The organism is Bradyrhizobium genosp. A (genome assembly GCF_049949275.1).
Classification (GTDB): domain Bacteria; phylum Pseudomonadota; class Alphaproteobacteria; order Rhizobiales; family Xanthobacteraceae; genus Bradyrhizobium.
Genome location: NZ_CP188196.1, coordinates 6,373,986 through 6,393,487, shown reverse-complemented (window position 1 = coordinate 6,393,487; position 19,502 = coordinate 6,373,986). Strand labels below are relative to the sequence as shown.

The following is a 19,502-nucleotide window of genomic DNA, read 5'->3' as shown; positions in this document are numbered from 1 at the left end:
TCCCCTATAAAGCCGGACCGGACAATGCGGGCCGGCTTTAGTTCTAGTCCCGGTCTGCCGAGGAGAGCGTCGAATGCCGTGGAAGAATCAGGGCGGTGGCCCGTGGGGCTCGGGTCCGAAAGGACCGTGGGGCTCCGGCCCGCAACCGGTCGGGCCGAGGCCGCCGGATCTGGAGGACCTACTGCGGCGCGGTCAGGACCGGCTGCAGCAGATCATGCCCGGCGGCTACTTCTCCGGCATGGGAATCACGCTGATCCTGCTGATCATCATCGCGCTCTGGCTGTTGTCGGGCTTCTTCCGGGTGCAGTCCGAAGAGCAGGGCGCCGTGCTGCGCTTCGGCAAGCATGTGCGCACCGTGGACCCGGGCCTGAACTATCATCTGCCCTATCCGATCGAGACCGTGCTGCTGCCGAAGGCGCTGCGCGTGTCCACCATTTCCATCGGCATGACGCTGATCGACGATCCGGCCCGGCGCGGCCGCTCCATTCGTGACGTGCCGGAAGAGAGCCTGATGCTGACCGGCGACGAGAACATCGTCGATGTCGACTTCACCGTGCTGTGGCGCATCAAGCCCAACGGCGTCGGCAACTTCCTGTTCAACATCCAGAACCCCGAGGGCACCGTGAAGGCGGTCGCCGAGAGCGCGATGCGCGAGGTGATCGGCCGGTCCGATATCCAGCCGATCCTGACCGGCGCGCGGACGCAGACCGAGACCACGGTGCAGGATCTGATGCAGAAGACGCTCGACGACTACGGCGCCGGCGTCCAAATCACCCAGGTGCAGATGCAGAAGGTCGATCCACCGGCGCAGGTGATCGATGCCTTTCGCGAGGTGCAGGTGGCGCGCGCCAACCTCGAGCAGCTGCAGAACGAAGCGCAGACCTATGCCAACAAGGTTGTGCCGGACGCGCGCGGCCGGGCAGCGCAGATCCTGCAGGCCGCCGAAGGCTACAAGGAGCAGGCGGTCGCCGAGGCCAAGGGCCAGAGCTCACGCTTCCTGAAGGTGTATGAGGAATACAAGAAGGCGCCCGACGTGACGCGTGAACGGATCTATCTGGAGACGATGGAGCGCGTGCTCGGCGGCTCGGACAAGCTGATTTATGACGGAGGCCCGTCGGGCCAGGGCGTCGTCCCCTATCTGCCGCTCAATGAATTGTCGGCCAAGCGGCCGACGACGACGGGCCAGCAGTCGAGCGGAGGCACAAGATGAGGTCTCCGGTTACTGGCATCGTCGCGCTGCTCGCAGCGCTCCTGGTCGTCATTGTCGGCTACATGTCGCTGTTCACGGTGCAGCAGACCGAGCAGACCATCGTACTGCAATTCGGTAAGCCGGTGGACGTCGTCACCGACCCCGGGCTGCATTTCAAGGCGCCCTGGAACTCGGTGATCAACGTCGACAAGCGGATCCTCGACCTCGAGAACCCGTCGCAGGAGGTCATTGCCTCCGACCAGAAGCGGCTCGTGGTCGACGCCTTTGCGCGCTATCGCATCAAGGATGCGTTGCGCTTCTACCAGAGCGTCGGCTCGATCCAGGCCGCGAACCTCCAGCTCACCTCGCTCTTGAACGCGGCGCTGCGCCGCGTGCTCGGTGAGGTCACCTTCATCACGGTGGTGCGTGATGAGCGTGAGAAGCTGATGGGCCGCATCCGCGAGCAGCTCGACCACGAGGCCGGCGGTTACGGCATCGAGGTCGTCGATGTCCGCATTCGCCGCGCCGACCTGCCGGAGCAGAACAGCCAGGCGGTGTACGACCGGATGAAATCCGAGCGCCAGCGCGAAGCGGCTGAATTCCGCGCACAGGGCGGCCAGAAGGCGCAGGAAATTCGCTCCAAGGCCGATCGCGATGTCACGGTGATCATCGCCGAAGCCAACTCGCAGGCCGAGCAGACGCGCGGTGTCGGTGACGCCGAGCGGAACCGCCTGTTCGCCGAAGCCTATGGCAAGGACGCCGACTTCTTTGCCTTCTACCGGTCGATGACGGCCTATGAGAACGGGCTGAAGAAGGACGACACCCGCTTCCTGCTGCGGCCGGACTCGGATTTCTTCCGGTATTTTGGTAACCCGTCGGGCAAGACGGCGACCGAGACGCCCGCGAAACCGTAAGCCAGACGAGGGCGGCAGGTCTGGCCGCCCTTCGTCCAGACAAGAACAGCACCACGGGAGGTTCCAATCCGATGAGGTCCATTGCGTTCGCCGACTTCCTCATCGGCTTAGGTATCCTGTTCGTGCTGGAAGGCTTGATGTTCGCGGCCAGTCCAAACTGGATGCGCAAGGCCATGAAGAGTGCCATTGCCACGCCGGACAATATCCTGCGGGCGGTCGGGATCGGCTCGGCCGTCGCCGGCCTGATTCTGATCTGGGTGATGCGACGTCCGATCTAGCCGTCGCGCCAACGCCAAAGTGAAGGCGAGGAGCGGGTTTTCGCCGTATTATCCGGGTCTTGAGGCCCGTTAAGCTCCGCGCTTGCGCCGTGCCCCCGTTCGAGCGCAGTCTTGAGGCCGAATCCTATTCTCTGGAGATTACAATGACCGCAGCCATCATTGCTCAGACCCGCTTGCGCTTAGGGCTGGCGGTGCTCGCCGTCGGCGCTTTCAGCGTGATCGGCTCGCCGGCGCATGCGCGCGGACCGGAGGGCATCGCCGACGTCGCCGAGAAGGTGATCGACGCGGTCGTCAACATCTCGACCTCGCAGACGGTCGAGGCCAAGGGCGGCGGCAGCAACACCATGCCGCAACTGCCGCCCGGCTCGCCCTTCGAGGAATTCTTCGACGACTTCTTCAAGAACCGCAAAGGCCCCGGCGGCGGGAGCAAGGGCGGCGATAACGGCAACGGCCCGCCGCGCAAGACCAACTCGCTCGGAAGCGGCTTCATCATCGACACCTCCGGTGTCGTCGTGACCAACAATCACGTCATCGCCGATGCCGACGAGATCAACGTCATTCTCAACGACGGCACCAAGACCAAGGCGGAACTGGTCGGCGTCGACAAGAAGACCGACCTCGCCGTGTTGAAGTTCAAGCCGCTGAAGCCGCTTGTTTCGGTGAAGTTCGGCGATTCCGACAAGCTGCGTCTGGGCGACTGGGTGGTCGCGATCGGCAACCCCTTCAGCCTCGGCGGCACGGTGACCGCGGGCATCGTCTCGGCCAAGAACCGCGACATCTCCTCGGGGCCCTATGACAGCTACATCCAGACCGACGCCGCCATCAACCGCGGCAATTCCGGCGGTCCGCTGTTCAACCTCGATGGCGATGTCGTCGGCGTCAACACCTTGATCATCTCACCCTCCGGCGGCTCGATCGGCATCGGCTTCGCCGTGCCGTCGAAGACGGTCGCGGGCGTCGTCGACCAGCTCCGCCAGTTCGGCGAGCTGCGCCGCGGCTGGCTGGGCGTGCGCATCCAGAGTGTCACCGACGAGATTGCCGAGAGCCTCAACATCAAGCCGGCGCGCGGCGCGCTGGTGGCCGGCGTCGACGACAAGGGCCCGGCCAAGCCCGCCGGCATCGAGCCGGGCGACGTCGTCGTCAAGTTCGACGGCAAGGACGTCAAGGACCCGAAGGACCTGTCCCGTGTCGTCGCAGACACGGCGGTCGGCAAGGAGGTCGATGTCGTCATCATCCGCAAGGGCGAGGAGCAGACCAAGAAGGTCACGCTCGGCCGCCTGCAGGATCCCGACAGGGTGCAGGCCGCGGTGAAGACCGACGAGCCGCCGCCGGAGAAGCCGGTGACGCAGAAGGCGCTCGGCCTCGATCTCGCCGTGCTGAACAAGGATCTGCGCGCGCGCTACAAAATCAAGGACACCGTCAAGGGCGTGGTCGTCACCAATGTCGACGCCAGTTCGGACGCTGCCGAGAAGCGGCTCTCCGCCGGCGATGTCATCGTCGAAGTCGCGCAGGAAGCGGTCACGAGCGGCGCGGACATCCAGAAGCGGGTCGACCAGCTCAAGAAGGACGGCAAGAAGTCCGTGCTGCTGCTGGTCTCGAACGGCGACGGCGAGCTGCGGTTTGTGGCACTGAGCGTGCAGTAAGGGGCGCACAATCTCGTAGCTGTAGGGTGGGCAAAGCGGAAGCGTGCCCACCATCTTCTACCGCTGCAGCAAGAGTGGTGGGCACGGCGCGAAGAGCGCGCCTTTGCCCACCCTACGGCTGCGGGGAGTGAAGCAACGATCGGAGAGGCTAAGCTTCGACGAATTCGTCCCGCCGATAGCCCTGCGCATACAGCAGCGCGGTGAGATCGCCATGGTCGATCCGCGCAGCCGCGGCGGCCGCGACCGCCGGCTTGGCGTGATACGCCACGCCCAGCCCCGCCGCCTGGATCATCGCGAGATCATTGGCGCCGTCGCCGACGACGACCGAGTCGATGTCGTCGAGATCGAACGACTCCATCAGATCCACCAGCGTCGCAAGTTTTGCGGCGCGGCCCAAAATCGGCTCCTTCACTTCGCCGGTAAACTTGCCGTCCCGCACCACGAGCTCGTTGGCGCGGTTCTCCTGGAAGCCGAGCTTGGCGGCGACTGCGCTGGTGAACAGCGTGAACCCGCCGGAGACGAGGCAGGTATAGGCGCCGTGCGCACGCATGGTCGCGACCAATTCGCGGCCACCCGGGGTGAGCGTGATGCGCTTGGCCAGCACCTCGTCGACGACGCCGGCGGGGAGGTCCTTCAGCAGCGCGACGCGCTCGCGCAGCGCCGGCTCGAACTCGATCTCGCCGCGCATCGCGCGTTCGGTGATGGCCGCTACATGCGCCTTCATCCCGACGAGATCGGCGAGTTCGTCGATGCATTCCTGCCCGATCATGGTGGAATCCATGTCAGCGAGAAAAAGCTTCTTGCGCCGGACGCCGGCTGGCTGCACGACGATGTCAATGGGCAGGTCGCCGCGGATCTCGCGCAAGCGCTCCTCGATGGCGTGACGGTCGCCTTCGAGGCTACTGTCGGCGCCGAAGGGAATGTCGACCGCGACCCCGTCGAACAGCCAGTGCGCCGGTGCTGCGTTGGGCAGCACGGCGCGGGCGCCATCGACGATGGTGGAGTCGAGCGCGGGATTGTTTGGGTTGCAGATCAGCGTGGCGACGAGGGACATTTGAGGTTTTCGTGAGCAAGGGGCAAGTCGACAGAAAGCATGTTGGCAAGGCCGTGCTTATCGCAGGCCCGACCGCCAGCGGCAAGTCGGCGCTGGCGCTGGAGCTTGCGCTGAATGCGGGCGGAATCGTCATCAATGCCGATTCCATGCAGGTCTATCGCGACCTCCGCGTCATCACCGCGCGTCCCACGCCGGATGAGGAGGCGCGTGTTCCGCATCGCCTCTATGGCCATGTCGATGCGGCCGTGAACTTTTCCGCCGGCGCCTGGGTCTCAGACGCAACGAAGGTGCTCGAAGAAGCGCAAGCCGAACGCCGCCTGCCGATCTTCATCGGCGGCACCGGGCTGTATTTCAAAGCGCTCACGGCAGGTCTCTCCGTCGTGCCACCCATCCCAGCCGAAATACGCGAAAACGTGCGCGCGCGGCTGGAGCGCAACGGCGTTGAGGCGCTGCATGCGGAACTCGCGTGTCGCGACCCGCGTGCGGCCGAACGATTGAACCTGCGCGACCGCACGCGGATCGCACGTGCGCTCGAAGTGATCGAGGCGACCGGCCGCTCGCTGCTCGACTGGCACCATGAGGGCCAGCCGCCACTGCTTCCCAAGGACAGTTTTCGCGCGGTGTTTCTCGCGCCCGAGCGCGATGAGCTCTATGCCCGCATCGATGCCCGGTTCGATGCCATGCTGGGTGCCGGCGCCCTGACCGAGGTCGAGCGGCTCGCCGCCCGTGGCCTCGACCCGCTGCTGCCGGCCATGAAGGCGCACGGTGTGCCGGCCCTGATCGGGCATCTGCGCGGCGAGGTCAGTCTCGAAGATGCCGCCACGATGGGCCGCGCCGACACCCGCCACTATGCCAAGCGGCAATTCACCTGGTTCCGGCACCAATTGCCGGAGTTCGAATGGGTGAAGCCGGAGGAGGCAAGGGGATGGCTAGCGGCCGCCGCCAAACTAGCTCGAGACCCCGGCTGACGTGCTTTTGTGCTCGGGTTCCCGATTTTACCTCTCGCCGAACCCCGGGAACACCGCTACACTGCCAAAATCGCGCGGGGACAGCCGCATTGCCTTGACATCCGGGCTTTGGCCGCTATGTTTCGCGCAACCTTTGGGAAGCTGAGCGCCTGCCATGCGTAACATTATTACCAAACTCCTTATCGCCGTCGTACTCAGGCACACCGCCGGGGGTGGCTAGCTGCCACCCACATGACAGGCGGTGTGCAGGGTCCCTCTTCGGGGCCTTTTTTATTTCCCGAACCCGACACGAACGAAGCCGCTGACAACAGCGCATCCGGAGCAAGCCCATGAGCGACAAGAGCCACGATCCGAACCAGATGACCGGCGCCGCGATGATCGTCCGCGCGCTCATCGATCACGGCGTGACCGACATTTTCGGCTATCCCGGCGGCGCGGTGCTTCCGATCTACGACGAGATCTTCCAGCAGAGCGAGGTCCAGCATATCCTGGTCCGCCACGAGCAGGGCGCGGGCCACGCCGCCGAGGGCTACGCGCGCTCGACTGGCAAGCCCGGCGTTGCGCTGGTGACCTCCGGTCCCGGCGCTACCAACATGGTGACGCCGCTGACCGATGCGCTGATGGATTCGATTCCGCTGGTCTGCATCTCCGGCCAGGTGCCGACGCATCTGATCGGCAACGACGCGTTCCAGGAGTGCGACACCGTCGGCATCACGCGCCCCTGCACCAAGCACAATTGGCTGGTGCGCGACGTCAACGATCTCGCAAAAGTGCTGCACGAGGCCTTCTACGTTGCGACCACGGGCCGTCCGGGCCCGGTGCTCGTCGACGTTCCCAAGGACGTGCAGTTCGCGACCGGCACCTATCATCCGCCGCGCAAATCCGACGTGCACCGCTCCTACGCGCCGCGCGTGAAGGGCGATGCGACGCAGATCCGCAAGGCCGTGTCGCTGCTCGCGGGTGCCAAGCGCCCCGTGATCTATAGCGGTGGCGGCGTCATCAATTCCGGCCCCGAAGCCACCAAGCTGCTGCGCGAGTTGGTCGAGGTCACCGGTTTTCCGATCACCTCCACGCTGATGGGTTTGGGTGCGTATCCGGCGTCGGGCAAGAACTGGCTCGGCATGCTGGGCATGCACGGCACCTACGAAGCCAACATGACCATGCATGATTGCGACGTCATGCTGTGCGTCGGCGCGCGCTTTGACGACCGCATCACCGGCCGCGTCGATGCGTTCTCGCCGAACTCGAAGAAGATCCACATCGACATCGATCCGTCCTCGATCAACAAGAACATCCGGGTCGACGTGCCGATCATCGGCGACTGCGGCAACATTCTCGGCGACATCCTCCAGGTGTTCAAGGCCGAGGCGAAGAAGCCCGACATCAAGGCGTGGTGGCAGCAGATCGCGCAGTGGCGCGCCCGCAACTCGCTCTATTACAAGAAGAGGAACGACGTCATCCTGCCGCAGCACGCGATCCAGAGCTTGTTCGAAGCGACGCGCGGCAAGGACACCTACATCACGACCGAGGTCGGCCAGCATCAGATGTGGGCGGCGCAGTTCTACGGCTTCGAGGAGCCGCATCGCTGGATGACGTCGGGCGGTCTCGGCACCATGGGCTACGGCCTGCCGGCCGCGGTCGGCGTGCAGGTCGCCCATCCCGACAGCCTCGTCATCGACATCGCGGGCGATGCTTCGGTGCAGATGACGATGCAGGAGATGTCGACGGCGGTTCAGTACGAGCTGCCGATCAAGATCTTCATCCTGAACAACCAGTACATGGGCATGGTGCGGCAGTGGCAGCAGCTGCTCCACGGTAACCGGCTGTCACATTCCTATTCTGAGGCGTTGCCGGACTTCGTCAAGCTCGCGGAAGCCTATGGTGGCGTCGGCATCCAGGTGCACAAGCCCGGCGATCTCGACGGCGCCATCCAGGAGATGATCTCGGTCAAGCGCCCGGTGCTGTTCGACTGCCGTGTCGCCGCGCTGGAAAACTGCTTCCCGATGATCCCCTCCGGCAAGGCGCATAACGAGATGCTGTTGCCGGAGCAGGCCAACGACGAAGCCACGGCCAAGGCGTTCGCCGGCGGCAAGGCGTTGGTGTGAGCGCGAGAGAGATTTGAGGGGGACGACAATGAACCAGCCCGCATCCGCCTACTTCATCGAGGACCGCCACGATCCCAACGAGACGCACACGCTTGCGGTGCTCGTGCAGAACGAGCCCGGCGTGCTCGCCCGCGTCATCGGCTTGTTCTCCGGGCGCGGATACAACATCGAGAGCCTCACGGTCTCGGAGACCGAGAGCCAGAAGCACCTCTCGCGCATCACCATCGTCACCACGGGTACGCCGATGGTGATCGCGCAGATCAAGCATCAGCTCGACCGCATGATTCCGGTCTACCAGGTCGTCGACATGACCGAGACACGCCGCTCGATCGAACGCGAATTGGCGATGGTGAAGGTGCGCGGGCAGGGCGAGCATCGCGTCGAGGCGCTGCGGCTGGCGGATGCCTTCCGCGCCCGCGTGATCGATGCCACCACCGAGAGCTTCGTGTTCGAGATCACAGGCAATACGGACAAGATCAACCAGTTTATCGACCTGATGCGCCCGCTCGGCCTTGTCGAGGTGTCGCGCACCGGTGTTGCCGCGATCGGTCGCGGGCCTGAAGGGATGTGAACCATGCTGGCGCGCGACTGGTACTATAACGAGCGGAACCGGATGGGCATCGAGCCCGCGGTGGCGTCGATCTACGACGCCCACGACGATGCCGATCTGCGGGCGCGCGCCGCACTGAAAATGTTGGGCGTCCAGCGCGGCTGGCGCATCGCCGATATCGGCTGCGGCAACGGCGTTCTCGCCACCGAAGCCGCGCTGATGGGCGCCGAGGTCGACGCCATCGACATCTCGCCAGCGATGCTGGCGCTCGCCGAGATCTATGCCCGCGACCGCAAGGCGCCCGTGCGCACCCAATCCGCCGGCCTGCTTTCCTTCGCCTACCGGCCCGAGTCCTATGATCTGATCGTCAGCGAGTTCACGCTGCATCATCTGCCGGATTTCTGGAAAGCGGTGGCGATGTCGCGGATCTTTCGCGCGCTGAAGCCGGGCGCGACCTTTTACTTGCGTGACATCGTCTACGCGTCGATGCCGGACGCCGTCGAGCGCGATGTCGAGCAATGGGCCGACTACCACATCAACAACCACGATTTCTCGCGCGAAAACGTGGTGACGCATATGCGTGACGAATACTCAACTTTCGGCTGGGTGATGGAGCGAATGCTGACCGATATCGGCTTCACGCTGGTCTCGGCCGACTATCACGCACCGATGCACGGCACTTATCTCTTGCGCAAACCGAAAGCCGGCGAACAGAGCTAGAAACAAGCAGGGCTGCACGACAGGGCAGAACCGGAAACAACAATGAAGCCGGCCGACATCCTCATCGCCCTCATCGTGGCGATCATCTGGGGGCTTGCCTTTGTGGCGAGCCGGATCGCGCTCGACGAGTTTTCGCCAGAGTTGATGACGGCGATGCGTTTTTCCATCGCCGCGGTGCCGTGCCTGTTCATTCCCAAGCCGAAGGTCGCCTGGTCGCTCCTGATCGCGACCAGTTTTACGCTGTTCCTCGGCCAGTTCCTGAGCCAGGCCTACGGCATCGCCCATGGCGTGCCGGTGGGCCTGACCTCCGTCGTCGTGCAGAGCCAGGCGCTGTTCACGATCGCCTTCGCGGCGATCGCATTCGGCGAGCGTCCAGCGCCGGTGCAGACGCTAGGCATCGTCATCGCAGCCATCGGACTGCTGATGATCTGCGGCACCGTCGGCTACGATTTCAGCGTCGGCGCCTTCGCGGTGCTGATGATCGCCCCGATCTGCTTTGCCGTCGGCAATCTCCTGCTGCGCGGCGCCAGCGGCGCGCCGATGTTCGACCTGTTCGCCTGGCTCTGCCTCACCGCCGCGGTGCCGTTGTTCGCACTTGCGCTCGTCGTGAACGGGCCGGCGCCGACCTTCCTGTCGCTGATCCACATGTCGCTGACGGGCCTCATCTGCCTGCTCGTGATCGGCGCGCTCTCAACCAGCATCGCCTATTGGCTGTGGGGACGGCTGCTGCGTGACTATCCTGCTGCGCAAGTGGTGCCGTTCGCACTACTGGTGCCGTTCGTCGGCTCGGCGGCGTCGAGCATCGTGTTCGGCGAACGGTTCGGCCCGCTGCGCCTCGCCGGCATGCTGACCGTGATCGGCGGCATTGCGGTGATGGTGCTGGTCAAGCGGCCGCAGCCGCTTGCGAAGACAGCCTGAGGTGAATATGGCCCACTCGCTCTTCTATGCCTTCCTCGCCTTCATGGTGGTGATGTACTTCACCCCGGGGCCGAACAACATCATGCTGTTGGCCTCGGGCCTGACCTACGGCTTCCGCCGCACCATCCCCCACATCGCCGGCATCGTCATCGGCTTCGCCTTCATGGTCGGCGCAGTCGGCCTCGGACTCGGCACCGTGTTCCTGGCCTATCCGATCCTCCAGACCATCCTGAAATATGCCGGCGCCGCTTACCTGATTTACCTCGCCGCCGTGATTGCCTTCTCCGGCCCGGTCAAGCCGGGCGAGGGAGACGGCCGCGGCCCGATGACGTTCTGGGGCGCCGCCATGTTCCAGTGGATCAACGCCAAGGGCTGGGTGATCGTGATCGGCACCATCACCGCCTATGCGGCCATTGCCCAGTTCCCGATCAACATCGCAATCCAGACCCTGATCAGCCTCTTGGTCGGCACGGTCTCAACCGTGGTCTGGGCTTTTTTCGGCACTGCACTACGACCGGTGCTGACCTCGGAGCGACTGGTCCGCGCCTTCAATATCCTGATGGCGCTCCTGCTGCTCGCCTCCCTCTACCCCGTTTTCATGGATGTATGATGTCGCGGATTTCCATGCAGAAACGGGTTTCCCTAAGGGGTCGAAATGCTCTAGACAGCCCCCGAAATCCGCAAATTTCACCCTTCGGACACTGACTATCGGCCGATTCTGGCCCTGAACGAGGAAACGACTATGCGTGTTTATTACGATCGCGACGCCGACCTGAACCTGATCAAGGGCAAGAAGGTCGCCATCGTCGGCTATGGCAGCCAGGGCCACGCCCATGCGCTCAATCTGAAGGACTCCGGCGTCAAGGAAGTCGCCATTGCGCTGCGCAAGGACTCGGGCTCGGTCAAGAAGGCGGAAGCCGCCGGCTTCAAGGTGATGGAAGTTGCCGAAGCCGCCAAATGGGCCGACCTCGTCATGATGCTGACCCCGGACGAGCTCCAGGGCGACATCTATCGTGAGCACCTGCACGACAACATGAAGAAGGGCGCTGCGCTGGTGTTCGCACACGGCCTCAACGTCCACTTCAACCTGCTCGACCCGCGCGCCGACCTCGACGTGTTGATGATCGCGCCGAAGGGCCCCGGCCACACCGTGCGCTCGGAGTATCAGCGCGGCGGCGGCGTGCCCTGTCTGATCGCGATCGCCAAGGACGTCTCGGGCAACGCCCATGACCTCGGCCTGTCCTATGCCTCTGCTGTCGGCGGTGGCCGCGCCGGCATCATCGAGACCACCTTCAAGGAAGAGTGCGAGACCGATCTGTTCGGCGAGCAGGTCGTGCTCTGCGGCGGACTGGTCGAGCTGATCAAGGGCGGCTACGAGACCCTGGTCGAAGCCGGCTACGCGCCGGAGATGGCCTATTTCGAGTGCCTGCACGAAGTGAAGCTGATCGTCGACCTGATCTATGAAGGCGGCATCGCCAACATGAACTACTCGATCTCCAACACGGCCGAGTACGGCGAATACGTCACCGGTCCGCGCATCGTCACCGCGGAGACCAAGGCCGAGATGAAGCGCGTTCTCGCCGACATCCAGGGCGGCAAGTTCGCCCGCGACTGGATGCTCGAGAACAAGGTCAACCAGACCTCGTTCAAGGCGACCCGGGCCAAGCTCGCCCAGCATCCGATCGAGGAAGTCGGCGCCAAGCTGCGCGACATGATGCCCTGGATCAAAAAGGGCGCGCTGGTCGACAAGTCGAAGAACTGACGCCCGCGTCTCTGGAGGGCAGCATTCGGCGCGTCCGCGCGTGTCGTCGACGATGCGCTGCGGACCGCGCCGGACGCTTGGCTCGAACCGGTCCAACTCCGAGGCGCATCGCCGATGCGGTGCGCCTCCTTCGTATCATGCCAAATATGAACGATATTGCCGTCTAGGGACGGTATCTTCATGCTGCCATTCGTGGCTGTCGTGCATAAAGTCCGCGAAACTACGGTGGTTGCTCGGAATTTGGCGATCAACGGAATGTTAGCATTGCGGAGCGACGGTGGGCCGTCCGCTCATTGTGAAATGCGCAATGCTGAAAGCTTGGCAAAAATTGACTCGATCGCCGGGATCGTCCGTGACGATCCTGGGGCTGCTGCTTTCGGCAGTCATCGTCGCGTTGTTTTTCGTCGATCTCGCGACGCGCTATCGAGAAGCGGTGACGTCGGCACGAACCGACGCGGCCAACCTCGCTGCCATCTTGGCCGAGCACGCCGCGCTGACGTTTGAAGACATCGACCGTGTGCTTCAGGAGGCCGAGGCGATCCGGAAGGAAAGTCTGTCTGGAAAATTGGCGGGTCCAGGCGCTGCCAACGCCGCGTTGCATCAGCTCGTCAGGCGCTCCTCCATTCTCGTCGCCGTTGGTTGGACCGATGCCGCGGGTGAGGTCGTCGCGCATTCCTACGGCCGCGCGCCCGCGCGCAACAATATCTCCGATATGTCGCACTTCATCGCGCATCGCGACAACGCTGCGAGCGGGCTGTTCGTTGCGCCTCCTTACCGTTCGGCGGTCAATGGCAAATGGTATAGCGCGGCGTCGCGGCGGTTGAGTAATCCCGATGGAAGCTTTGCGGGGGTCGCGACCGCGCCGCTCGATCAGTCGTATCTTCTGAAAATCTATCGTACGCTTGATCTCGGAGGTGACGGCTCCGTCGTCCTGCTCCACCGCAACGGGCGGATTCTGGCGCGGGTGCCGGAGCAGAAGGACGTCCTTGGCATATCGGTCGCAGATGGACCACTCTTTACCCGGTATCTGCCAGCATCCGACATGGGCTCCTATGAATTGACGAGCCCGGTTGACGGCAACGCCCGCATCGCCGGTTACAAGGCTGTCAGTGGCCTCCCGCTGGTCATGGTCGTGACCTACGCCCGCAGCCGCGTGTTGCAGGCGTGGTATCTGCATCTCTACATCTTCGGCCCGCTGGCTGCCGCGATCGTCGTCGTCATCCTGACAGGTACATGGCTGCTGCGGCGGCAGACCAATGCGCTTGCGGAGACCAATGCGCGCTTCGATGCCGCATTGAGCAACATGCCGCATGGGCTGAGCATGTTCGACGCGGAAGAGAAGCTCTTGATCGCCAACAACCGCTACCGCGAGATGTATGAACTCACGGAAGCGCAGCTGAAGCGGGGCGTTCCGCTCCGCGACATCGTCCGGGGCTACAACGTGGCGGCGGGCGATGTGGATATCGATGAATTTCTCGACGGCGCAAAGCGACGGACGCCGCGGATCGTCACGATGGCCGATGGCCGACTCATCTCGATCCTGCGCACGCCGATGCAGGACGGCGGCTGGGTTGCGACCCATCAGGACATCACCGAGAAGCGGCGCGACGAGATGCTGCTGGCCGAAAATTCCGCCGAACTGAAACGCATCAACACGCGCTTCGACGTCGCCATCAACAATATGTCCCAGGGCCTGTGCCTGTTCGATGCGGACAGGAATCTCGTCGTCTCGAACAGCCGATATCAGCAGATGTATGATCTGCCGGACGAACTCGTCAGGCCAGGCACGCCGCTGCAACGGATATTGCAGCACTATGCTGATCGAGGCGAGGCCGACCAAAACCTGACCGTGGATCAGCATCTTCAGAAGATGCCGGACCAGCGCCAGCAGAATTATCAACTGAAAGACAATCGCCAGATCCTGATCCAGCGCAAGCCGCTGCCGGACGGCGGCTGGGTCGCGACGCATGAAGACGTCACCGAGCAGAAGCGCGGCGAGCAAATGCTGGCCGAGAAGGCGGCAGAGCTGGAGGCCATCAACCTTCGCTTCGATGCTGCTCTCAACAACATGTCCCAGGGGCTTTGCCTGTTCGATGCGGATCAGAGGGTCGTGGTCTCAAACGCTCGCTACGGAGAGATCTATCACCTCGGCAGCGATCGGATAAGGCCTGGTACCTCGCTCGCACAGATCCTCGAATATCGCCGCGAGCAGGGCACCCATTTCTTGGACGTCGCATCGGATGTCTATCGCGAGCGGAACGTGAAGCAGCTGAGCGAAATCCGCGAGCTTGCGGACGGACGGGTGGTCGCGATCGCGCGGCATATGATGCCGCACGGCGGCTGGCTCACGACCCACGAGGACATCACCGACCGGGCGCGAAACGAGAAGCGCATCGCATATCTGGCGCAGCACGATCTGCTCACGGGTCTGGCGAACCGCGTCGTGTTTTCGGAGAAGCTCGACGAAGCCGCGAAGCGGCTGCAACGTCATGGCACGACATTCGCCGTGCTGATGCTCGATCTCGACAGGTTCAAGATCGTCAACGATACGCTCGGTCACGCCGTCGGCGACCAATTGCTGGTCGAGGTTGCGCGGCGACTGAGCTCATCGCTGCGCGATACCGACGTGCTGGCCCGCCTCGGCGGCGATGAATTTGCGATCATCCAGGAGGGCGAGGCCAATCAGAGTGAAGGCGCGATCGCGCTGGCTCTGAGGGTCATCGGTCTCATCGAGCGACCCTTCGATCTCGGGAGCAACCGCGTCAGCGTGGGTACCAGCATTGGCATTGCCCTTGCACCGCAGCACGGCGTCGATGCCGAGACATTGCTAAAGAAGGCGGATGTTGCGCTCTATGCAACGAAGTCGGACGGCCGAAACGATTTCCGCATTTTCCAGGCTGAAATGACCGTAGCCGCCGATACGCAGAAGTCGATGGAAGGCGAGCTGCGAGAAGCGATGGTTCGCAATGAGTTCGAGCTGCACTATCAGCCGGTGATCGATGCCAGGACGCACGCGATGACCGGCCTTGAATGCTTCGTACGCTGGCATCACCCTTCGAAGGGCGTGCTGGCGCCATCCGAATTCCTTGCCGTTGCCGAGCAGGCCGGGCTGATGCTACCGCTCGGTGAATGGATCTTGCGGCAGGCCTGTCTGGATGCTGCGGCCTGGCCCGCGCACATCCGGGTCGCCGTTAATATGAGCGCCGCCCAGTTCCACAAGGGCAACATCCTGGATGTCATCCTCTGCGCTCTGGTCGAGACGGGATTGTCGCCCGAGCGGCTCGAACTCGAAATTTCGGACGCTGCCCTCCTGGAGGGTAATTTGGCCGCTCACCTGCTCGCGGTCCGGCAACTGAAGAACCTGGGTGTTGGCATCGTGCTGGACAATTGCGGGCTCGGCTATTCGACGGCAAGCTATCTCCAGAGCTTCCCGTTCGACAAGCTCAAGATCGACCGGGCGATCGTCCAGGGTTGCGCAACGCGAAGGGATTGTGCCGCCGTGGTCGCTTCCGCCGTTGCGCTGGCGCGCGGTCTCGATGTCGTGACCGTGGCCAAGGGGGTCGAGAGCCTTGCGCAACTCGAGGCGCTGCAAGCCTCGGGAGTGGACTTCGTGCAGGGATATCTGCTCGGGCAACCGCGGCCAAACTCCGAGGTCAGCTTCGAGGCGCCTTTGCCTGTCCAGAACGTCGCGTGATCATGCGACCTCAGTCGAAACACAGGTGCCTCATGTCCGGAGCCAGGAGATGAATGTGGAGAACGGCCTGATCGACCAGCTGGAGGCGGCGCTGGCCAGCCGGGAGCTGTCGAAGCGCGCGGAACTCCTGCGCCACGTCGCCGATCTCTTCGTGTTCGGCTCGGGTCAGTTTTCCGACGAGCAGATCGATCTGTTCGATGAGGTGATGAGCACGCTCCTCCAGACGATTGAGTGCGCCGCGCGGGCGTCGTTTGGCAGCCGGCTTAGCAGGTTGCCCGACGCGCCCCGCCGGACGATCCGGTTGCTGGCATTCGACGACGCGCCGGAGGTGGCGGCACCGGTTCTCGAGCACTCGCCACGGCTTGACGAAGCGAGCTTGGCAGAGAATGCACGGACCAAGAGTCAGGAGCACCTGCTGGCCATCGCCGGTCGCAGCCATTTGACCGAACCCGTCACCGATGTCCTGGTGGAGCGCGGCAACATTGATGTTGCCGTGCGGACTGTGAGCAACGATGGCGCCAGCTTCTCGCCCTTGGGAATGTCCAGGCTCGTCAGGCGGGCGCGTGACGATGGCGCGCTCGCCATGTGTATCTGGGCCCGCCCCGATATTCCGCGCGAAACCCTGCTGAAATTGTTCGTCCATGCGTCCGAGCTGGTCAGATGCAAGCTGGAGGCGGCCGATCCGCGTCGGGCAGACCTGATCCGAAGCGCCATTGCGGAGGCCTCCGATGAGCTTCAAACGACGGCGCGGATGGGGTCGAGCGAGCACGCCAGGGCATTGGCCGAGGTGAGGTCCCTGCATTCGAGCGGACAGCTCGATGATGCGCGAGTATGCGGCTACATCGGCGCGCGAAGCTTCGACAAGACGGCAATCGCCCTGTCGCTGATGAGCGAGCTGCCTCTCGGAGCGGTCGAGCGTGCGCTGGTCCGCTCCGAGCCAGAGCAGATTTTGATTCTCGCGAAGGCCATTGGGTTATCGTGGGACACGACGAAGGCGATCTTGACGTTTCGGCCTGGTTCGTCACTCGAGGCGAGAGAGCGACTGGAGCAGTGCTTTGCGAGCTTTCTCCGGCTGAAGCCGAATACCGCCAGAACGGCTCTCCAGTTCTATCGGCTCCGCGAGCGCGCGAGCCAGGTCCCACTGCACCAGCCAGCGGCGGACATTCCTTTAAAGCAAACCAAAAATTAAGTGCTCATCCGGTACGTTCGGAGGATAGGGGGACGTCTCGCCGCTCGCAGTCTTCCGAAGCATTGCTGCTTCATTCAAATTCTTCGCGCGTTGAAGTACACTCAGAGCGCCAAGAACTGACGCTTAAACCACATTCTTGGGTTCGCGTCGTTTCTCAGGACTTTTTCAAAATGCGCAATCGCCAAAAGCGCTGTGTCCTCAGAGTCTAGGATTCGGCTCTTCATCTGCACTCTCATCGCGCAATCAATCGCATTTTCGACGTTCGCACGCTGCTTCATCTTAAGAACCGACATCTGCTCCGCCTTCTTTGCGGCTCGACGCAGCCTCGAAAAGATCATCGGTGCGCAGCTTGAGAAGCGGACGCCATTGCCCTGGCGAGGCCTCCTCCTGCATGATTGCCGGGGCGAGGCGCTGGGCGGCGAGACGCTGGCTGGTCTCGTCAACAATGCCGGCATCGCTGTCGGGGGGCCGGTCCTCGAATTGTCTGCGGATGATTTCCGTCGCCAGATGGATATCAACGTCATGGGCCCTGTTATCGCGACGCAGGCTTTCGGGCCGCTGTTGGGTGCCGACCCCTCGCTGAAGGGGCCGAAAGGACGGATCGTGATGATCAGCTCGGTCGCGGGCAAGAACGGCAATCCGCTGTCGGCACCCTATTGCACCTCCAAGCATGCGATCGAGGGCCTGTCAGAGAGCCTGCGCCGTGAGCTGATGCTGTTCGGCATCGACGTGATCATCGTCGCGCCCGGCGCGGTGAATACGCCGATCTGGAGCAAGGCCGAGCAGTTCGACATGTCGGTCTACCAGAACTCGCCCTATCTCCCGGCGCTCAACAAGGTCATGGCGTTCATGATGAAGCTCGGTGAGACCGGGCTGCCAGCCGAACGGATCGCCGAGGTCGTCTTCGAGGCGCTCACCGCTGCGAAGCCCAAGGTTCGCTACCAGATCACGCCGGACTGGCTTCGACACTTCATGACCACTGCGCTGCCCAAGCGCGCGGTCGACCGCATCATCGCCAAGCGGCTTGGGCTGCTGCCGCAGGGCTGATGGAAGTTCAGCTTGCTTCGGCCGTCCGCTGCTGTGGGCGGGCGGCCATCGCGATCATTCGGAGCATCATCACGGCGAGGAGCGGGATAAGGAAGGCGGCATAGAGCGGCATCATTGGCACGCGCATGCCGAAGGACACCATGAACTGGAACCAGAGGTAGTAGCCGCCAACAAGGTGCAGTGCGCGCCATGCGCGCGGTCCGATCAGCGCCGCCGCGCGATCGAACGAGGTCGCGCTCATGGCGATGATCACGGCATAGCCGATGCCGCCGAAAATGTAGGAGGCCGGCGAGGTGGCCTCCGCAAAGCCGGCCGGATCCATTTTCGCGAATACGATGATCGCAACCGCATGGATGGCGTGGGAGGCGGCAAAGCTTAAGCCGAGATAGCGGCGGTTGCGGCGCTGCCAGCGTGTCCAGGCGTTCGGCCAGAGCCGCGCCAGCGCCGCGGCGCCGAAGGCGAGGCAGAACAGCAGCAGCGAGCTGCGCGCCGTGAAGCGGATCACCATGCGCACGCCCTCGACCTCGAACTGCCGCATCGAGGCGATCCAAAGGCTCAAGATGATCAGGCTCAGCGTGAGGACGGCGAGCAGCCGCCAGCCTTCGAACCAGCTTTGACGTTGCGACATGGTGATTTCCTCCATCATGTAATCATCGATTACATTTCGACGTGACAAGATCGTCAATGGTGTAATCGCTGCTTACATTCACGTTCGGGTGATGCTAGAAGGCGTCATGCCTGCCCGTCAGACGTCCAAGCCTCAGACCTCCAAGCCCCAGACATCCAAGGCTCGCGCCCGCCGCCAGACATCCGAAGCCAGGCCCTATCATCACGGCGACCTCCGCCGGGTGTTGATCGATGCTGCGCTGCAACTGGCGGCCGAGGGTGCCGAGGTCTCCGTACGCGAGGCTGCGCGGCGGGCTGCGGTGTCGCCGGGGGCGCCGTTCCGGCACTTCCCCAACCGCGACGCGTTGATGGCGGCGGTGGCCGAGGAGGCGCAGCGGCGCTTTCGCGTCGAGATCGAGGCCGCGCTGACGGAAGCGCCGTCGGCCGACCCACTGGCACGCTTCCGCGCCTTCGGTATCGCCTATGTGCGCTGGGCGATGCGCAACCCCGCGCATTTCGAGATCATCTCCACGGGGCGCTATTTCGTCCATGGCAGCTCGGCCGAGCTGACGCGCGACAATGCCGAATTGGTCGCGCTGACCGACCGGATGCTGACTGATGCGGACGAGCAGGGCCTGCTGCGATCGACGGATCTCAAACGCATCCTCATCGCCGGCCGCGCCCTGATCTACGGCTACGCCCGAATGAACCTCGACGGCCATTTTCCGCGCTGGGGCGTGGCGGAGGACGAGATCGAGCGGATGGCGGAGGGGGTGATCGACCTGTTCATCGCCGGGATCGCGAAACCCTAGCGTCGCCTGAGGTGCGGTCTTTCGCCTCCCGCTAACATTAAGCGAAGGTCGGA

Annotated in this window: 16 protein-coding genes and 1 pseudogene; 15 read left to right on the top strand and 2 right to left on the bottom strand. The window is 63.6% G+C overall.

Annotated features, from left to right (window positions below; genetic code table 11):
- The first annotated feature begins 73 nt into the window (after positions 1-73).
- The 4 genes from hflK to ACP2YP_RS29980 all read left to right on the top strand — a co-directional run bounded on the left by hflK (position 74) and on the right by ACP2YP_RS29980 (position 4,024).
- Positions 74-1,210, top strand: a complete 1,137-nt coding sequence (gene hflK, locus ACP2YP_RS29995) for an FtsH protease activity modulator HflK (RefSeq protein WP_426419836.1) — start codon at positions 74-76, stop codon at positions 1,208-1,210.
- The gene (hflC, locus tag ACP2YP_RS29990; protein WP_426419835.1) at positions 1,207-2,103 is read left to right on the top strand and encodes a protease modulator HflC; all 897 of its coding nucleotides are present in this window, start codon (positions 1,207-1,209) and stop codon (positions 2,101-2,103) included. The genes hflK and hflC overlap by 4 nt, the downstream gene beginning before the upstream one ends.
- 71 nt (positions 2,104-2,174) lie before the next feature.
- Entirely contained in the window at positions 2,175-2,381 is a 207-nt protein-coding gene (locus ACP2YP_RS29985) for a DUF2065 domain-containing protein (RefSeq protein WP_057747247.1), read from the top strand.
- A gap of 143 nt (positions 2,382-2,524) precedes the next feature.
- Positions 2,525-4,024 (top strand): Do family serine endopeptidase, encoded by a 1,500-nt coding sequence (locus tag ACP2YP_RS29980; protein ID WP_426419834.1) that lies wholly within the window; start codon positions 2,525-2,527, stop codon positions 4,022-4,024.
- A gap of 148 nt (positions 4,025-4,172) precedes the next feature.
- On the opposite strand, the gene serB is transcribed toward ACP2YP_RS29980, so the two are convergent.
- The gene (gene serB / locus ACP2YP_RS29975; RefSeq protein WP_426419833.1) at positions 4,173-5,078 is read right to left on the bottom strand and encodes a phosphoserine phosphatase SerB; all 906 of its coding nucleotides are present in this window, start codon (positions 5,076-5,078) and stop codon (positions 4,173-4,175) included.
- 11 nt (positions 5,079-5,089) lie between these two features.
- On the opposite strand from serB, the gene miaA reads away from it, so the two are divergent.
- The 10 genes and pseudogenes from miaA to ACP2YP_RS29925 form a co-directional block, all read left to right on the top strand.
- Positions 5,090-6,046, top strand: a complete 957-nt coding sequence (gene miaA / locus ACP2YP_RS29970) for a tRNA (adenosine(37)-N6)-dimethylallyltransferase MiaA (protein ID WP_426419832.1) — start codon at positions 5,090-5,092, stop codon at positions 6,044-6,046.
- Positions 6,047-6,375: 329 nt separating this feature from the next.
- The gene (locus ACP2YP_RS29965; RefSeq protein WP_426419831.1) at positions 6,376-8,151 is read left to right on the top strand and encodes an acetolactate synthase 3 large subunit; all 1,776 of its coding nucleotides are present in this window, start codon (positions 6,376-6,378) and stop codon (positions 8,149-8,151) included.
- Between the two features lie 28 nt (positions 8,152-8,179).
- A complete protein-coding gene (gene ilvN, locus ACP2YP_RS29960; RefSeq protein ID WP_426419830.1) occupies positions 8,180-8,722 on the top strand; it encodes an acetolactate synthase small subunit in 543 nt (180 codons plus the stop codon).
- 3 nt (positions 8,723-8,725) lie between these two features.
- Positions 8,726-9,421 (top strand): class I SAM-dependent methyltransferase, encoded by a 696-nt coding sequence (locus tag ACP2YP_RS29955; RefSeq protein ID WP_426419829.1) that lies wholly within the window; start codon positions 8,726-8,728, stop codon positions 9,419-9,421.
- A gap of 42 nt (positions 9,422-9,463) precedes the next feature.
- Entirely contained in the window at positions 9,464-10,339 is an 876-nt protein-coding gene (locus ACP2YP_RS29950; RefSeq protein ID WP_426419828.1) for an EamA family transporter, read from the top strand.
- Positions 10,340-10,346: 7 nt separating this feature from the next.
- Positions 10,347-10,949 (top strand): LysE family translocator, encoded by a 603-nt coding sequence (locus ACP2YP_RS29945; protein ID WP_426419827.1) that lies wholly within the window; start codon positions 10,347-10,349, stop codon positions 10,947-10,949.
- A 132-nt stretch (positions 10,950-11,081) separates the two neighbouring features.
- On the top strand, positions 11,082-12,101 hold the full coding sequence (ilvC, locus tag ACP2YP_RS29940; RefSeq protein WP_027529584.1) for a ketol-acid reductoisomerase: 1,020 nt from the start codon (positions 11,082-11,084) through the stop codon (positions 12,099-12,101).
- A 352-nt stretch (positions 12,102-12,453) separates the two neighbouring features.
- On the top strand, positions 12,454-15,795 hold the full coding sequence (locus ACP2YP_RS29935; RefSeq protein WP_426419826.1) for a bifunctional diguanylate cyclase/phosphodiesterase: 3,342 nt from the start codon (positions 12,454-12,456) through the stop codon (positions 15,793-15,795).
- 49 nt (positions 15,796-15,844) lie between these two features.
- A complete protein-coding gene (locus ACP2YP_RS29930) occupies positions 15,845-16,984 on the top strand; it encodes a DUF2336 domain-containing protein (RefSeq protein ID WP_426419825.1) in 1,140 nt (379 codons plus the stop codon).
- A gap of 405 nt (positions 16,985-17,389) precedes the next feature.
- A pseudogene (locus tag ACP2YP_RS29925) lies at positions 17,390-18,031 on the top strand (SDR family NAD(P)-dependent oxidoreductase); the annotation flags it as partial.
- Between the two features lie 7 nt (positions 18,032-18,038).
- On the opposite strand, the gene ACP2YP_RS29920 reads toward ACP2YP_RS29925, so the two are convergent.
- On the bottom strand, positions 18,039-18,659 hold the full coding sequence (locus tag ACP2YP_RS29920; RefSeq protein ID WP_426419824.1) for a hypothetical protein: 621 nt from the start codon (positions 18,657-18,659) through the stop codon (positions 18,039-18,041).
- Positions 18,660-18,879: 220 nt separating this feature from the next.
- Between ACP2YP_RS29920 and ACP2YP_RS29915 the strand changes: the two genes are divergently transcribed.
- On the top strand, positions 18,880-19,449 hold the full coding sequence (locus ACP2YP_RS29915; protein WP_426419823.1) for a TetR/AcrR family transcriptional regulator: 570 nt from the start codon (positions 18,880-18,882) through the stop codon (positions 19,447-19,449).
- Positions 19,450-19,502 lie beyond the last annotated feature (53 nt).

What these genes read in the sequence shown, in the direction of transcription:
- hflK (WP_426419836.1), top strand. Translation starts at nt 74, where the DNA reads ATGCCGTGGAAGAATCAGGGCGGTGGCCCGTGGGGCTCGGGTCCGAAA.
- hflC (WP_426419835.1), top strand. Translation starts at nt 1,207, where the DNA reads ATGAGGTCTCCGGTTACTGGCATCGTCGCGCTGCTCGCAGCGCTCCTG.
- ACP2YP_RS29985 (WP_057747247.1), top strand. Translation starts at nt 2,175, where the DNA reads ATGAGGTCCATTGCGTTCGCCGACTTCCTCATCGGCTTAGGTATCCTG.
- ACP2YP_RS29980 (WP_426419834.1), top strand. Translation starts at nt 2,525, where the DNA reads ATGACCGCAGCCATCATTGCTCAGACCCGCTTGCGCTTAGGGCTGGCG.
- serB (WP_426419833.1), bottom strand. Translation starts at nt 5,078, where the DNA reads ATGTCCCTCGTCGCCACGCTGATCTGCAACCCAAACAATCCCGCGCTC.
- ACP2YP_RS29965 (WP_426419831.1), top strand. Translation starts at nt 6,376, where the DNA reads ATGAGCGACAAGAGCCACGATCCGAACCAGATGACCGGCGCCGCGATG.
- ilvN (WP_426419830.1), top strand. Translation starts at nt 8,180, where the DNA reads ATGAACCAGCCCGCATCCGCCTACTTCATCGAGGACCGCCACGATCCC.
- ACP2YP_RS29955 (WP_426419829.1), top strand. Translation starts at nt 8,726, where the DNA reads ATGCTGGCGCGCGACTGGTACTATAACGAGCGGAACCGGATGGGCATC.
- ACP2YP_RS29950 (WP_426419828.1), top strand. Translation starts at nt 9,464, where the DNA reads ATGAAGCCGGCCGACATCCTCATCGCCCTCATCGTGGCGATCATCTGG.
- ACP2YP_RS29945 (WP_426419827.1), top strand. Translation starts at nt 10,347, where the DNA reads ATGGCCCACTCGCTCTTCTATGCCTTCCTCGCCTTCATGGTGGTGATG.
- ilvC (WP_027529584.1), top strand. Translation starts at nt 11,082, where the DNA reads ATGCGTGTTTATTACGATCGCGACGCCGACCTGAACCTGATCAAGGGC.
- ACP2YP_RS29930 (WP_426419825.1), top strand. Translation starts at nt 15,845, where the DNA reads ATGAATGTGGAGAACGGCCTGATCGACCAGCTGGAGGCGGCGCTGGCC.
- ACP2YP_RS29920 (WP_426419824.1), bottom strand. Translation starts at nt 18,659, where the DNA reads ATGTCGCAACGTCAAAGCTGGTTCGAAGGCTGGCGGCTGCTCGCCGTC.